Source organism: Sphingomonas citricola (assembly GCF_019429535.1).
Lineage (GTDB): Bacteria > Pseudomonadota > Alphaproteobacteria > Sphingomonadales > Sphingomonadaceae > Sphingomonas > Sphingomonas citricola.
The window spans coordinates 275204-289646 of record NZ_JAHXZM010000001.1; the positions used below are offsets into that span (position 1 = coordinate 275204).

Consider the following 14443-nt stretch of genomic DNA (forward strand, 5'->3'; position numbering starts at 1 on the left):
TCACGCCCGCGTGTAGATGGTGAGGCGGAGCGACGGGTCGTCGTTGGCCTGAAAACTGGCGTGCGCGTATGACACCGGGCCGAACCGGGGGTGGTGAAGCCGCTTGATGCCCGAGCCGGGCGCGCGGATGTTGTGATCGCCCCACCACGACGGTGGCGCATGCCGCGACCAATGCGGGACCGTTTCGCCAGACGGTACTGCTTCCTTGAGTGGGCGTGCGAGCGGGGGCGAAAAGCCGTTGCGCCGCAAAGCATAACTGATGTTATGTTCGCCCGGTAGCGAGGGAGAGCGGCGATGGAGTTTGAGCAGATCGGTTACGCGGTGGCGGACGGGGTGGCGACGATCACGCTGTCGCGGCCCGACAAGCTCAACGCCTTCACGGGCCAGATGATGGCGGAGATGATCGCGGCGTTCGACGCGATCGACGCCGACGACGACGTGCGCGCGGTGATCGTGACGGGGGCGGGGCGCGCCTTTTGTGCCGGCGCCGATCTGTCGGCGGGGGGTGCGACGTTCGATTACGCCGACGCGGGCGAAGACTCGCCGGTCGGGCCGGACGGCGAATTGCGCTACGGGGTCGAGCGCGCGCGCGACGGGGGCGGGCGGTTGACGCTGCGTATATTCCAATGCCTGAAACCCGTGATCGCGGCGATCAACGGCGCGGCGGTGGGGGTCGGCGCGACGATGACGCTGCCGATGGACATCCGCGTCGCGAGCGAGGCGGCGCGGTTCGGTTTCGTGTTCGCGAGGCGCGGGATCGTGCCCGAGGCGGCGTCGTCCTGGTTCCTGCCGCGCGTCGTCGGGATCAGCCAGGCGCTCGAATGGTGTTATTCGGGGCGCGTGTTCGACGCCGCCGAGGCGAAGGCGGGCGGGCTGGTCAGGGAGGTGGTGCCCGCGGACGCGCTGCTGGCGCGCGCCACCGCAATCGCCCGCGAGATCGCGGACAATACCGCCCCCGTCTCGGTCGCGCTGACGCGGCAGATGATGTGGCGGGGGCTGGGCTATCAGCATCCGATGGAGGCGCACCGCGTCGACAGCCGCGCGATCCTGTCGCGCGGGCGGTCGGGCGACGCGCGCGAGGGGGTGACGAGTTTCCTCGAGAAGCGCCAACCCGCCTATCCCGACCGGGTGAGCGCGGCGATGCCCGATTTCTATCCGTGGTGGGAGGAGCCGGCGTATCGGTGAGGCGGGAACGTCGCGCGCGCTGCTGCGTCGAGGCGGGCATGGCGGACGATGACAAACGGCTGGCGGCCGAGGCTGCGGTCGGCGAGGTGCGCGACGGGATGCTCGTCGGGCTGGGGACGGGATCGACGGTCGCGTTCCTGATCGCGGCGCTGGGCGAGCGGGTGCGGGACGGGCTGCGGATCGAGGCGGTATCGACGAGCATCGCGAGCGCGCGGGCGGCCGAAGCGCTGGGCATCATCGTCCACGATTTCGCGGGCGTCGCGCGCGTCGACCTGACGATCGACGGCGCGGACGAGATCGACGCGCAGCTTCGTGCGATCAAGGGCGCGGGCGGCGCGATGCTGCGCGAGAAGGTGGTCGCCGCGGCATCCGACCGGATGGTGGTGATCGCGGATGGTACGAAGCGCGTGAACGCGATCGGCGCGGCGAAGCTGCCGGTCGAGGTGCTGCCGTTCGCGCGCAGCTTCGTCGCCGCGCGGCTGGAGGCGCTGGGTGCGGCGGTGGGTCTGCGCGAGGGCGGGACCGACAACGGCAATCTAATCCTCGACGCGCGGTTCGGACGCATCGACGACGCGCGCGCGCTGGCGGCGGCGATCGACGCGATCCCCGGCGCGCTGGGGCACGGATTGTTCCTGCGCGAGGTCGACGCGGCCTATGTCGCGGACGCGGGCGTCGTGACGCGGATCGAGCGGGATCAACGCCCTCGCTGATCGGGCGGGTCGTGGGAACGTCGCGGTCGTCGCGCGTTCGGGCGGGTGAACATGGAGATCGTGCGATGAAGGTAATGGTGCTGGGCGACACGCCGGGGCTCGACGGGTTGAAACAGGTCGATCGCGACGATCCGGGGCAGCCGGGCGCGGGGATGATCCGGGTGCGGATCGAGGGGAGCTCGCTTAATTATCACGACCTGGGGGTCGCGACCGGCAAGATGCCGAGCGCGCCGGGGCGCGTGCCGCTGTCGGACGGCGCGGGCGTGGTCGAGGCGGTCGGCGAGGGCGTGACCGAATTCGCGGTCGGCGACCGCGTGGTGTCGTGCTTCTTCCCCGACTGGCAGGACGGCGCGCCGACGATCGGCGATTTCAGCCGCACGCCGGGCGACGGGATCGACGGGTTCGCGCAGGAGCATGTCGTGCTGCCCGCGACCGCGTTCACGCGTGCGCCCGCCGGGTACGACGCGGTCGAGGCGGCGGCGATCACCACCGCGGGGCTGACCGCGTGGCGCGCGCTGGTTGTCGACGGCAAGCTGAAGGCGGGCGACCGCGTGCTGCTGCTTGGCACCGGCGGCGTGTCGATCTGGGCGTTGCAGATCGCGAAGGCGATGGGCGCGGCCGTCGCGATCACCTCGTCGTCGGACGAGAAACTGGCGCGCGCGCGCGAACTGGGGGCGGATTTCACGCTCAACTATCGCACGCATCAGGACTGGGGCGCGCGGGTGTATGAGTGGGCGGAGGGGCGCGGCGTCGACCATGTGGTCGAGGTCGGCGGGCCCGGCACGCTCGCGCAGTCGATCGAGGCAGTGCGCGTCGGCGGGCATATCTCGCTGATCGGCGTGCTGACCGGCGTCGGCGGCGAGGTGCCGACTGCGGCGTTGATGGGCAAGCAGGCGCGGTTGCAGGGGTTGATCGTCGGCAGCCGGCGCGAGCAGCAGGATTTCGTCCGCGCGATCGAGGCGAATGCGATCCGGCCGGTGATCGACCGGCGGTTCAGGATGGCCGAGCTGGCCGATGCCTTCGCTTACGAGGCGGGGGCGAGCCATTTCGGAAAGATCGGCATCGAATGGTGAGGTGAGCGCGCGCGCGTCGGCGTACCCGCGCGCGCACGCTCAGACCGCGTCCTTCGCGACCGGCGCGCGTGCGGGCGGTGCGCGATAGGGCTCGAACACGCTCGGCAGCGTCCCGCCGACGGGGGCGGGGAGGATGCGCCCGACCTTGGTCGCAGCCGCCACGACTGCGGGATCGGTGCGGACGCGGTCGTGGACCGGGTCGGTCAGCCGATCGAGCGCGACGCGGGGATCGCGGACATAGGGCTGGACCCAGCCGAGCGCCCAGGCGCGCGTGTCCTCGTCCGCCAGGCGATCGATGACGTGCTGGCGCAGGGTCGCCTCGTCGTTCATGCACGCGAGCATGTCGGCGACGCGCGACGGGCTGGTGGCGGCGGCGAGCATCACCTCCGCCTTCGTGCGCGCGGCCTCGTCGGTGCGGCCGAGCTGGTGCAGCGCGCAGGCGCGGTACGACTGGATGCCGACGATCGCGCTGCTGTTGACGCTGTGGCCGAAGGTGCGCGCGCGCGCCAGGAACGTGTCGGCGGCGGCGAGCGTGCGTGCCCAGTCGCCCGCACCCGCCGCGATCGTTGCATAAGCGGCGTCGATGTTGAGCGCGTTGGCCGCGGCCTCGCGGGGGAGGCGGGCGGCGACGCGTGCGAGGAGTGCCTGACCCTCCGCGGCGCGCCCGATCGTCGTCAGCGACCGCGCGACGATCGGGGCGAGCGTTTCGGCACCCTGGCCGTAGCCATCGGGGAAGCTGCGATCGAACATCGGCAGGAACAGCGCGACCACCGCGTCATAGGCGTGGAGGCCGGCGAGTTCGCGCGCGTAGGGCGTCGCGGTCTGGAAATCGTCGGCGGCGTTATAGTCGGCGCGCAGTTCCTCGAGATAGCGGCGCGCGGGCGCGTCGAAGCTGCCGCCCGACCATTCGGTGATCCGCGGCCATAGTGCCACGTAGCGTTTGTCGATGAACATCGCGACGAGATCGCTGGGATCGCCGACCGTCGGCACCGCGGCGACCGCGTCGGCGGTGCGGCCCGCGCGCATCGCGTCGCGGACCTGCGCGATCGCGTAGCTCGAGCGTTCGGGCGCGAGCGCGGCGGCGAACCCGATCTCGCCGAGCCGTGCCGAGACGCGATCGGCGCGCGCGCGGTCGCCCAGATCGCGCAGGCGGCCGACCAGCGCCATCATCGTGTAGCGCTGGCTCTGCCGCGCGACGTCGGGGGCCTGCTGGCTGAGTGCGAGCCAGAGGTCGGCGGCGCGCTGCGGCGCGCCCGAGAAGGTGAACACCTCGGTCGCGATCATCTTGGGCGCGGGATGATCGGGGAGCAGGCGCAGCGCCTCGTCGATCGCGGCGACCGCGGGCCGCTCGTCCGGCTGCGCGAGGAGCACGCTGGCGCGCACCGACTGGACCATGCCGCGCAACGGGGTCGGTCGCGGCAGCTTGGCAAGGACGGCGTCGAGCCTGGCGAGGCTGGGCGGCCGCTCGGCAACCGCGGCGGCGGCTTCCGCCATCACCGCCTTGTCGGCGGGATCGGTGGTGAGTTCGAGCGGGCTCTTGACTTGCGCGGCGGCAGACGTCGGCGCAAGCAGCGCCGCGGATGGCGTAACGGCGAGCAGCGCGGCGGCGAGCGGCAGTCGGATGATGTGTGTTCCCCCCAAGGATCGGTGCCGCTGGGGCACGCGCGGACGTATCGTGGCGGAGGCGGCGGGGCGGCGCAAGACGTGCGCAGCGCCCGCCGCGGCGAATCAGGGCGGCGGCGCGCGCGGGGTGCGATTGAGCGGATTGGGGGCGAGCGGGTTGGGGGTGCGCGCACGCTGCTGGTCGCGCGCGATCACCGCCACCAGCCGCGCGGCGGTGCGCAGGGTGGCCGCGTCGATCGCCCAATTGGCGCGCGCGGGGGTGTAGGCGGGCTCGATCCCCGGGCTCGGGTCGAACTCGCCCGCGTTGATGCCGACGACGATGTGCTGGCCACCGCGCCGGACGAGCAGCGGCGCGCCCGATGAGCCCTCACGCGAGGCGCAATCGTGGAGCAGCCAGCCGCGCGCGGGGAGCACGGCGCGGATGCGGCAATCGGTCTGCACGCTCAACCGCCGCATGCTGCGGTCGGCGGCGAAGCCGGGCATCGTGACCGGCGTGCCGACCGGGGTGGGGGCGGGCGATGTAGGCGCGCGCGATGTAGGGGTGGGAGCGGGGGCGAGATCGAACCAGCCGATGCGGCGGCCGGGGCAGCCGTCGAGCAGGATCAGTGCGACGTCGGGCGCGGCGCGGCCCGCCGACCCCCACACCCGCACGCGTCCCTTGACCACCAGCGCGGGATGTCCCGCGGCATCGCCGCCGAAGCGCAGCGTCACCGGGTAATTGCCCATCGGGTTAAGCGTCGGCGCGCCGCCGCCGAACAGCACGTGATAGGCGGTCAGCGCGTAGCAGGGCGAGACCATGAACGCGGTGCCCTCACCCGGCGCGACCCCGCCGAAGGTGGTGACGTTGCGCAGCGTGAAATCGGCGGACACGCTGCCGACGGGGGCGTGCGCGTCGACATCCGCGGGATCGGCGTCGGCGAAGCGGCGCGGATCGCGGCCGTCGGCGGCGAAGACGTTGGCGGCGAGCGGGGCGCAGGTCGCGGCGGCGAGCGTGGCCGCCGCGAGGATAACCGACGCGTGCGGTCGTCGTCGCGAGCGGCGGGTCATCCGTTCCCCCGCGCGCGGATCAGCGACGCGCGGCGACCTTGTCGTAGGGGGTGAACGCGCCGAAGAAGCATTGCGCCGAGGGCACGGTGGCGGGGGCGCGGACGGTGCGGAAACGGTCGCCGCGGCACAGCTGCGCGCCGCGCCGTTCGACCACCAGTGCGCGATTGGGCGCGAGGCCGTTGCACACGCCCTCCGGGTGGGTGACCCAGGTCCGGTTGGCGGTGCGCGAATAGGTGATCGTCTTGTCGTCGACGATCTGCGCCTGTCCGCGCGTCTCGGTCGCGGAGATGCAGTTGACCGGCTTCCCCGCGACACGACCCGCGAGCGGATCGTTGGCGGTGACGGGGCCGGCGGCGGTGAGCATCAGCGCGGGAAGCGCGAGCAGGGCGATTCGCGTTGTCTTCATGGGTGGAGGGTGCCCCGATCGGGTGTCATGTGCAAGTCGACAAAGCGTTCGATCTGTGAAGGGTAAATAAATGCGCGCTTTGTTACTGTTCGATGTCAGAGATATGTTGTCCGTCATATCTTTTGACGCGAGCTTGGAACTATAAGCACAGTTATTGGTAGTAGCGCCTTGCGGCGGGGCTGCTTCGCGGTCGCCGGATACTTGGTTTCGCTATCGCCGCTGCCGACCCTTCGATGGCTGTATCAACGGGCAGACCTGTTTTCGTGTTCAGCGTGTCGGCGAGGGTCGGTCGGGCCGGATCGGCTGGCGGGGCCGAACGATGCGCTTGGTCGGTTCGTCATGGTCGCGAACGCCGTTCACGCCCGTGGGCAGCGGCTATCTTTATCGACGTAAGTGGCCGGGGCGGGCTGTCTGGACGGCGCGGCCGAGCGCGACATGTTCGTGGTCGTGTATTGGCGCGACTTGCGTTGGCACTTTTGGGCTGCGATCCTGGGTGTGATGGCCGTGGCTGGCGCGATCGTCGTCTTGTTCGAGGGACCGGACAAAGGTGCGACGGTCGCGGCAACCGTGGCGTCGGCGCGAGCGGGCGCTCGTGCAGCTTTCGTCGGGGCTGCCCGCGCTCGACCGGGCAGGGGCGCGGGGCAGGAATTTGCCGCAGGTGACATGGGGCGATCGGGTATTGGGGCCGGTGGTTGCGCTGGTGCTGGCATCGCGAGAGTAGCGCGACGACGCCGTGCTCGGCCGGTCCGCGTTGTGGCCCGTCGCGGCGACCGGCCCGATGCTGATGAGCACGGTGCAGGCATGGCGTACGTGGCGCGCGTCGCGGCTCGGCCAAGCGCGCGCGCCACTGCGGCAGCGTGAGTGGAAAAACGTCGCCGGATCGGCTATATACGCGCGCATGCCTGAGATCGCCGCCGCCATCATGCCCATTGCCGGGCACATCGACCCTGTGCCCGTGCCGCGCGCGGTCGCGCCGCGCGAGGACGGCCGTGTCGACCTCGTCGGGTTGAACAAGGCGGAACTGCGCGAGGCGTTGCTCGGCGCCGGGATGGAGCCGCGGCAGGCGAAGCTCCGCTCCAAGCAGATCTGGCACTGGATCTATAATCGTGGTGCGACCGAGTTTTCGCAGATGACCGACATCGCCAAGGCGCAGCATCCGTGGCTGGAGGCGCGCTTCGTCGTCGGGCGGCCAGAGGTGGTCGAGGCGCAAGTATCGTCGGACGGGACGCGCAAGTGGCTGCTCCGCTCGCCCGACGGGCAGGATTACGAGGCGGTGTTCATCCCCGACGCCGACCGCGGCACCTTGTGCGTGTCGAGCCAGGTCGGGTGCACGCTCAACTGCACCTTCTGCCACACCGGCACGATGCGGTTGGTGCGCAATCTGACCGCGGGCGAGATCGTCGGGCAGGTGATGCTGGCGCGCGACGCGCTGGGCGAATGGCCGTCGCAGCCCGAGGGGCGGATGCTGACCAACATCGTGATGATGGGGATGGGCGAGCCGCTGTATAATTTCGACAACGTGCGCGACGCGCTGTCGGTCGTGATGGACGGCGACGGCCTCGCGCTCAGCAAGCGGCGGATCACGCTCAGCACGTCGGGCGTGGTGCCGATGATGGCGCGCGCGGGCGCGGAGATCGGGGTCAACCTGGCGGTGTCGCTCCACGCGGTGACGAAGGAAATCCGCGACGAGATCGTGCCGCTCAACCGCAAATACGGCATCGAGGAATTGTTGCAGGCGTGCGCGGACTATCCCGGCGCGAACAACGCGCGGCGGATCACGTTCGAATACGTCATGCTGAAGGACAAGAACGACAGCGACGCGCACGCGCACGAGCTGGTCCGGTTGCTCAAGCACTACAAGCTGCCCGCCAAGGTCAACCTGATCCCGTTCAACCCGTGGCCGGGTGCGGCGTACGAATGCTCGACGCCCGAGCGCGTGCGCGCGTTCAGCGACATCGTGTTCGCGGGCGGCATCTCCGCGCCGGTGCGTACCCCGCGCGGGCGCGACATCGACGCGGCGTGCGGACAATTGAAGACCGCGGCGGAGAAGAAGAGCCGCGCGCAGCTTGACCGCGAGGCGGCGGCGGCGGAAGGCGCGGGGGAGCTGGTCGCGGCGGGGTGAGCCCGGGGGGCGGGCCGGGCGCGGTGGGAAGGCTGCGCCTGCATCACGCTATTGCCAGACAAGGGTACCGGCAATCAGCGGGATTGGCTGCTCGGCATCAGCACCGCGCCGCACGTCCGCGGCCGTTCGCTCACCGCACCTTCGTGTGAAATTGACGCGGCGACTAGCAGTTTTGCGTCAGATTTTGGGCGCATGGTCGTCGGTCAGCTAACACCCTCGCTTTGCCGCTCTCATCGAGCATTCCAGAAATTTTGGATGGGTATCTCCGACTAGAAAACGCCTGCGGCCCTTGGCTCGTCGCCGTACAGCGTTTTGTCATTTGCGCTCGCATAGCGCCAAGCTGTCACGCTCAAGGCGACAAAGAGCGTGATCGTAAACACGCTGACCGCACTATTCCCCACGGCATAAACCATAGCTTCCCCAAGGCTTTTTGCCGCCGCGGTAGATGGCACAAGGTTGTTAAATGAGCCGCCAACGAAAAATATAAGAAACAGCGACCCGCGATGCCCTTTGGTGCCGTGAAATAGCCTTGTTGGCGAAACCAACTTCGATGACAATGCCTGTGCAATAGGCCACGAAGGAAGGAAGGCCAGAGCAAGCCATCCGAAAAAAATTAGGGTAAGAGCGACAGTGAGGATGATACCCTTATACGGGCTTGGGAGTAGCACTAGAATGCTGCCAATGCCAATTATCAAGAATGAAAAAAGGGAAAAAACACCAAAGATGAAGCGCAGGAAACTTAGTCCGCTTACCCTGCGTGACACCATCGACATGCCCGCGAAATAGGCGGCAAACAGACCAAGAGGCGCTGTAATTGAGGCGGATACATAGTCGATAGACGATAATCCCGGCCCACTGCTCCACCCCAGCACGTCGGCTCCTGCCATGACGATGCCGAAGAGACACATGACGATCCAGGCTCGGCAGGGTAGTCCGCCTATTTCACCAAACACGTCGCCGAAAAGATTGCCCTTCATCATTCCTGCCTTCCACACAACGATATTGCCGGAAGTGGGATAGTCCAATCAGTGCCGTCGATATGGTCGCGGGCATAGCCGACACACCCGCTATCTCCGCGTTATAAATCATCCCTCCCCCCGTTCGCGGTACGAAACGCACTTGCTTCCCATCGCGGTGAGACGGGCGGCGGGGCGGGGGCTTTCCTTCGTCGGCGATCCGATGCACGCGCGGGTGCGATGGAGATGACGACGCTGGGGTTGGTGGCGCTCGCGGGCGTGGTCGGGGGTGCGATGAACGCGCTGGCCGGGGGCGGGACGTTCGCGACGCTGCCCGCGCTGCTGGCGGCGGGGGTGCCCGCGAACATCGCCAACGCGACCTCGAACGTCGCGCTGTTGCCCGGTGCGGCGACGAGTGCGTGGGCGTTTCGCGACGAACTGGGCCCGGTCGGCGGGGTCGACCACCGCCTGCTCGCGGCGATCACCTTTGCCGGGGGGCTGGTGGGTAGCTGGCTGCTGCTGGTGACGCCGGGCGCGACGTTCGACGTGATCGTGCCGTGGCTGGTGCTGTACGCGTTCGTGGTGCTGGCGTTCGGGCGCAGCGCATCGGCGTGGCTGGCGCGGCGGGTTACGATCGGCGCGCGCACGCTGGTCGTCGCGCAGGCGCTGCTGGGGGTCTATGGCGGGTATTTCGGCGGCGGCGTGGGGTTGATGACGACCGCGACCTACGGCCTGCTCGCGAGCATCACCCCGCGCGCGATGTTCGCGCCGCGCACGCTGATGCTGGCGGTGGCGAATGCGGCAGCGGCGGTCGTATTCGTCGCGGGCGGGATGGCCGAATGGCGCTACTGCGTGCCGATGCTGCTCGGCGCGGTCGCGGGCGGCTGGGGCGGGGCGTGGCTAGGCAAGCGGCTGCCCGAGCGCGCGGTGCGGGTGTGGACGCTGGCGGTGACGGGGGTGACGGCGGCGGTGTTCTTCTGGCGCGCGTACGGGTGAGGGGGCGGAGCAGCTTCACCATGTAGCCGCGGCCCCTCACCCTTCCGCGGCTTTGCCGCTCCCTCCCTCTCCCCGGAGGGGAGAGGGCTTTTTGGTTTGTTCAGCCCGGTCGTTTCATCGCGAACTTCGCCGCTTCGGTGATTTCGAAATAATCGGCCGGGCCGCCGCCGCGCAGGATCGGGTGGGCGCGCGCGGTCTGGTAGACGCCGTCAGTCAGCATCGCGGTGTCGATGTGGATGCCGACGACCTCGCCGATGACGAGCCAGGTGTCGACGGGCGCACCGTCGCGCGTCTCGAGCCGGATCAATTGCGTCAGCACGCACTCGAACGCGGCGGGGCTGGCGGCGACGCGCGGGGGCGCGACTTTCGTCGAGGGAAGCGTGTCGAGCCCGGCGAGCGTGAATTCGTCGACCTCGCCCGGCACAGTCGCGGCGCTGGCGTTCATCTGTTCGGCGAGCGGGCGGGTGGCGAGATTCCAAGTGAATTCGCGCGTATCCTGGATGTTGGCGACCGAATCCTTCCAGCCGTTCGAGGAAAAGGCGAGGATCGGGGGGCGGTAGTTGAGCAGGTTGAAGAAACTGTAGGGCGCGAGATTGCGCACCCCCGACGCCGACACGCTGCCGATCCAGCCGATCGGGCGCGGTGCGACGATCGCGTTCAGGGGATCATGCGCGAGGCCGTGGCCGTTCGCGGGTTCGTAGAAATGCCATTCGGTCATGGCGCGATAACTGATATGGGTTGGACATGGACGCAACGCCGATCACGCCACCTGTTGCTGGCCCGGTCACCATCCGGCGCCACTCGCTCGCGACGCGGCTGTGGCACTGGGTGAACGCGGTCGCGATCTTCATCCTCATCGGGTCGGGGCTGGGGATCAGCAACGCGCACCCGCGGCTGTACTGGGGTCGCTATGGCGCGAATTTCGACGCGGCCTGGGCGACGCTGCCGCGGTTTCCGGCGTGGGTGACGATTCCGCAGAATTACAATCTCGCGATTTCGAGGCGTTGGCACCTGTTCTTCGCACTGGTGCTCGCGTTCGGATTGCTGGGTTACATGATCGCGAGCCTGATCAGCCGGCATTTTCAGCGCGATTTGCGGCTGCGCGCGGCGGATCTTAGCCCCGCGCATCTCGCCGCCGACGTGCGCGCGCACCTGCAGTTCCGGTTCCACGACGAGGCGCATCCGGGCGCGTACAATCCGTTGCAGAAACTGTCCTACGCAGGCGTCGTGTTCGTTGCGTTGCCGCTCGTCATCCTGACCGGGCTGGCGATGTCGCCGGGGATGGATGCGGCGTGGCCGTGGCTGCTCGACCTGTTCGGCGGGCGGCAGTCGGCGCGGTCGATCCATTTCATCACCATGGCGGCGATCACCGCGTTCGTGGTGGTGCATCTGGTGCTCGTCATCCTGGCGGGGTGGCGGCGCGAATTGTGGTCGATGATTTCGGGCAGATGGCGCATCGAGGGGACGATGGCGGACGCGCGCGCCGAGGTTCCGACGTCGACGCCGGCAGGCGCGGCCGCGCAGGAGGTGGGGCGATGATCCGGCGCCGGGGACTGATCGGTGCGCTGGCGGGCGGCGGCGCGGGGCTGCTGTTGTCGGGGTGCGACCGTGTGATCGCGCAGCCGCAGGTGCGCGACATCATCTTCAAGGGCGAGGACATGCACCGTGCGCTCCAGCGCGCGTTGATGAACCGCGACGCGCTCGCGCCCGAATTCTCCGCCGACCAGCGATCGCCCTATTTCCGCACCAACGGGACGCGCGATCCGGGGACGGCGGCGTATAACGCGCTTCGCGCCGGGCGCTTCGCCGACTGGCGGTTGCAGGTCGACGGGCTGGTTGCGCGGCCGCTCACTTTGTCGCTGAGCGACCTCGGCCAATTCCCGCAGCGCGCGCAGATCACGCGGCACGATTGCGTCGAGGGGTGGAGCGCGATCGGCAAGTGGCAGGGGCCGCGCCTGGGCGACGTGCTCAAACAGGCGGGGGTGCGTGACGCCGCGCGCTACGTCGTGTTCACCTGCGCCGATCTGTACGGCGGCGCGCCTTATTACGAGTCGGTCGACATGGTCGACGCGTTCCACCCGCAGACGATCCTTGCCTGGGCGCTGAACGACCGCTTCCTCGACGTCGGTCACGGCGCGCCGTGCCGGCTGCGCGTCGAGCGGCATCTGGGGTACAAGCACGCGAAATATCTGATGAAGGTCACCGCGGTCGATACGCTCGCCGGGATCGGCAAGGGGCAGGGCGGTTATTGGGAGGATAACGTCGATTACGATTGGTACGCGGGAATTTGACCGTTTCGCGCGTGTTGCTGGTGTCGCGCCCGACCATCCGGTAGCGGTCGCCGCATGACATTGATCGACGTATTCCTCCGCCGCGCGATCCGTCGCGGCGACCTGACCCTCATCAAACCCGACGGCTCGCGCACCCGCTTCGGCGCGCCCGACCCCGACCTCAAGCCCGTCACCTTCACGATCCATGCGGCAAGCGTGTACCGCGCGATCCTCGCCGACCCTGCGCTCGGGCTGGCGGAGGCGTTCATGGACGGGCGCGTGACGATTGAGGAAGGCGATATCCTCGACCTGCTGACGCTCGCCACCGCCAATTCGCGCTGGGAGAACGGGACCAACCATCTGGCGGCGAACCGCTGGCGCAGGCTCAAGGGGGTGTTCCGCCACCGCTTCCTGCGGTTGAACAAGGCGCTGGAGTCGAAGAAGAACGTCGCGCACCATTACGATCTGTCGGACCGGCTGTACGACCTCTTCCTCGACGCCGACAAGCAGTACAGCTGCGCTTACTATACCGACCGCGACAACACGCTCGAACAGGCGCAGGCCGACAAGAAGGCGCATATCGTCGCGAAACTGGCGATCGAGCCGGGAATGCGCGTGCTCGACATCGGGTGCGGCTGGGGCGGGATGGCGCTGTACATCCACGCGAAGACCGGGGCCGAGGTGCTGGGCATCACGCTGTCGGAGGAGCAGTTGAAGGTGGCGCAGCGCCGCGCCGCCGAAGCGGGGGTCGCCGACAAGGTGCGCTTCGAGCTGATCGACTATCGCGCGCTCAACCAGACGTTCGACCGCATCGTGTCGGTCGGCATGTTCGAGCATGTCGGGGTGCGCAATTTCCGCACCTATCTGGAGAAATGCCGCGACCTGCTGACGCCCAAGGGGGTGATGCTGCTCCACACGATCGGGCGTGCCGACGGGCCGGGCTTCACCGACCAGTTCACCGACAAATACATCTTCCCCGGCGGCTATATTCCGGGCCTGTCCGAGGTGCTGGAGGCGAACAACTATATCCGCTGGTTCGTCAGCGACGTGGAAGTGCTGCGGCTGCATTACGCCTATACGCTGCGCGACTGGTACGCGCGGACGGTCGCCAACCGCGACGCGATCGTCGCGCTCTACGACGAGCGGTTCTTCCGGATGTGGACCTATTATCTGGCCGGCGCGATCGTGTCGTTCACCAACGGACCGCTGGTCAATTTCCAGATCCAGTTCACCCGCGACCGCGACGCGCTGCCGCTGACGCGCGATTACATGGTCGAGGGGGAACAGCGGCTGCGGGGGTGAGGGGGCGTCGGGCTGCGGGCGTCTGCGCCGCGCAAAGGCTTGTCAGGGCGACAAGATCGCTTCACTGTCTAATGTATGTTAGGTTGGCGGCGAGTGACGCAGTAGATGACGCCCACGGCGCAGATCGAACTGGTGATGGCAAACATCCGCCACGGCATGGTGGTGTATGATCGCCACGAGACGATCCAGCTGATCAACCCGAAGGTCAGTCAGATCTTCGGGTTCGATGAGAGGCTGATCACCGTCGGGTCGAGCCTGGTCGACTATCTACGCTGCGTGGGGGCGACCGTCGGGTGGTCGCACGAGCGAACCGCACTGGTGATCGAAAACCACAGGTTGTGGCGTCAGCAGGGCGTACGCAAACAGTTCGACCATCATTTCGACGACGGCAAGATATTCGAGGTGACGTTCAGCCCGGCGGAGAATGACGCGTCAGTCCTGACCTTCGTTGACGTTACGCACGCGCGCGATTTGGAACGGGTGAGCGAGCGGCGCGCGCTGTTGACGACGCAAGCGGGCACAATGCTCGAACGGGTGGCGAGCATCTCGGCGCATAACCGTATCGTCGCGCTCAACGCCAGCATCGAGGCGGCGCGCATGGGCGGTGAGGGGCGGAGCTTCGCGGTGGTAGCGGACGAAGTGCGTAATCTGTCGCATCAGATGTCGGACGTCCTGTCGGACATCCGGCGGATCATCGACGCGTCGCTCGCCGCGAGCTGACGAAGCGGCTGTCTGGTTTGATGTCGGCGCCGC

At 68.4% G+C, this 14443-nt stretch carries 15 protein-coding genes; 9 read left to right on the plus strand and 6 right to left on the minus strand.

Annotated elements, in window-relative coordinates; genetic code table 11:
• The gene (locus KZ810_RS17415) at nucleotides 1–249 is read right to left on the minus strand and encodes an MmyB family transcriptional regulator (RefSeq protein ID WP_219767195.1); all 249 of its coding nucleotides are present in this window, start codon (nucleotides 247–249) and stop codon (nucleotides 1–3) included.
• 45 nt (nucleotides 250–294) lie between these two features.
• Between KZ810_RS17415 and KZ810_RS01280 the strand changes: the two genes are divergently transcribed.
• The 3 genes from KZ810_RS01280 (at nucleotide 295) to KZ810_RS01290 (ending at nucleotide 2968) form a co-directional block, all read left to right on the plus strand.
• Nucleotides 295–1185: a crotonase/enoyl-CoA hydratase family protein gene (locus KZ810_RS01280; RefSeq protein ID WP_219767196.1), complete on the plus strand. Its 891-nt coding sequence runs from the start codon at nucleotides 295–297 to the stop codon at nucleotides 1183–1185.
• Nucleotides 1186–1223: 38 nt separating this feature from the next.
• Nucleotides 1224–1895, plus strand: coding sequence for a ribose-5-phosphate isomerase RpiA (gene rpiA, locus KZ810_RS01285; RefSeq protein WP_219767197.1), 672 nt, complete (start codon nucleotides 1224–1226; stop codon nucleotides 1893–1895).
• Between the two features lie 65 nt (nucleotides 1896–1960).
• A complete protein-coding gene (locus tag KZ810_RS01290) occupies nucleotides 1961–2968 on the plus strand; it encodes a zinc-dependent alcohol dehydrogenase family protein (RefSeq protein ID WP_219767198.1) in 1008 nt (335 codons plus the stop codon).
• A gap of 39 nt (nucleotides 2969–3007) precedes the next feature.
• Here KZ810_RS01290 and KZ810_RS01295 read toward each other — a convergent pair whose 3' ends face one another.
• The 3 genes from KZ810_RS01295 to KZ810_RS01305 form a co-directional block, all read right to left on the minus strand.
• Entirely contained in the window at nucleotides 3008–4609 is a 1602-nt protein-coding gene (locus KZ810_RS01295; protein ID WP_219767199.1) for a hypothetical protein, read from the minus strand.
• 87 nt (nucleotides 4610–4696) lie between these two features.
• Entirely contained in the window at nucleotides 4697–5638 is a 942-nt protein-coding gene (locus tag KZ810_RS01300) for a trypsin-like serine peptidase (protein WP_219767200.1), read from the minus strand.
• Between the two features lie 19 nt (nucleotides 5639–5657).
• The gene (locus KZ810_RS01305) at nucleotides 5658–6044 is read right to left on the minus strand and encodes a DUF6491 family protein (RefSeq protein WP_219767201.1); all 387 of its coding nucleotides are present in this window, start codon (nucleotides 6042–6044) and stop codon (nucleotides 5658–5660) included.
• 898 nt (nucleotides 6045–6942) lie between these two features.
• Between KZ810_RS01305 and rlmN the strand changes: the two genes are divergently transcribed.
• The gene (gene rlmN, locus KZ810_RS01310) at nucleotides 6943–8166 is read left to right on the plus strand and encodes a dual-specificity RNA methyltransferase RlmN (RefSeq protein WP_219767691.1); all 1224 of its coding nucleotides are present in this window, start codon (nucleotides 6943–6945) and stop codon (nucleotides 8164–8166) included.
• A 269-nt stretch (nucleotides 8167–8435) separates the two neighbouring features.
• On the opposite strand, the gene KZ810_RS01315 is transcribed toward rlmN, so the two are convergent.
• Complete coding sequence (locus KZ810_RS01315) at nucleotides 8436–9191, minus strand: hypothetical protein (RefSeq protein WP_219767202.1); 756 nt, start codon at nucleotides 9189–9191, stop codon at nucleotides 8436–8438.
• 171 nt (nucleotides 9192–9362) lie between these two features.
• Here KZ810_RS01315 and KZ810_RS01320 point away from each other — a divergent pair, with 171 nt between their 5' ends.
• On the plus strand, nucleotides 9363–10118 hold the full coding sequence (locus KZ810_RS01320; RefSeq protein ID WP_219767203.1) for a sulfite exporter TauE/SafE family protein: 756 nt from the start codon (nucleotides 9363–9365) through the stop codon (nucleotides 10116–10118).
• A 100-nt stretch (nucleotides 10119–10218) separates the two neighbouring features.
• On the opposite strand, the gene KZ810_RS01325 is transcribed toward KZ810_RS01320, so the two are convergent.
• Nucleotides 10219–10836 (minus strand): flavin reductase family protein, encoded by a 618-nt coding sequence (locus tag KZ810_RS01325; RefSeq protein WP_219767204.1) that lies wholly within the window; start codon nucleotides 10834–10836, stop codon nucleotides 10219–10221.
• Between the two features lie 26 nt (nucleotides 10837–10862).
• Between KZ810_RS01325 and KZ810_RS01330 the strand changes: the two genes are divergently transcribed.
• From KZ810_RS01330 to KZ810_RS01345, 4 genes are all read left to right on the plus strand, one after another.
• Nucleotides 10863–11657, plus strand: coding sequence for a cytochrome b/b6 domain-containing protein (locus tag KZ810_RS01330; protein WP_219767205.1), 795 nt, complete (start codon nucleotides 10863–10865; stop codon nucleotides 11655–11657).
• Nucleotides 11654–12409, plus strand: a complete 756-nt coding sequence (locus KZ810_RS01335) for a molybdopterin-dependent oxidoreductase (protein WP_219767206.1) — start codon at nucleotides 11654–11656, stop codon at nucleotides 12407–12409. Before KZ810_RS01330 ends, KZ810_RS01335 begins: the two co-directional genes overlap by 4 nt.
• A gap of 54 nt (nucleotides 12410–12463) precedes the next feature.
• Nucleotides 12464–13690 carry an SAM-dependent methyltransferase gene (locus tag KZ810_RS01340; RefSeq protein ID WP_219767207.1) on the plus strand — a complete coding sequence of 409 codons (1227 nt, stop codon included), beginning with the start codon at nucleotides 12464–12466 and terminating at the stop codon, nucleotides 13688–13690.
• 105 nt (nucleotides 13691–13795) lie between these two features.
• The gene (locus KZ810_RS01345; protein ID WP_219767208.1) at nucleotides 13796–14410 is read left to right on the plus strand and encodes a methyl-accepting chemotaxis protein; all 615 of its coding nucleotides are present in this window, start codon (nucleotides 13796–13798) and stop codon (nucleotides 14408–14410) included.
• The last annotated feature ends 33 nt before the right edge of the window (nucleotides 14411–14443 follow it).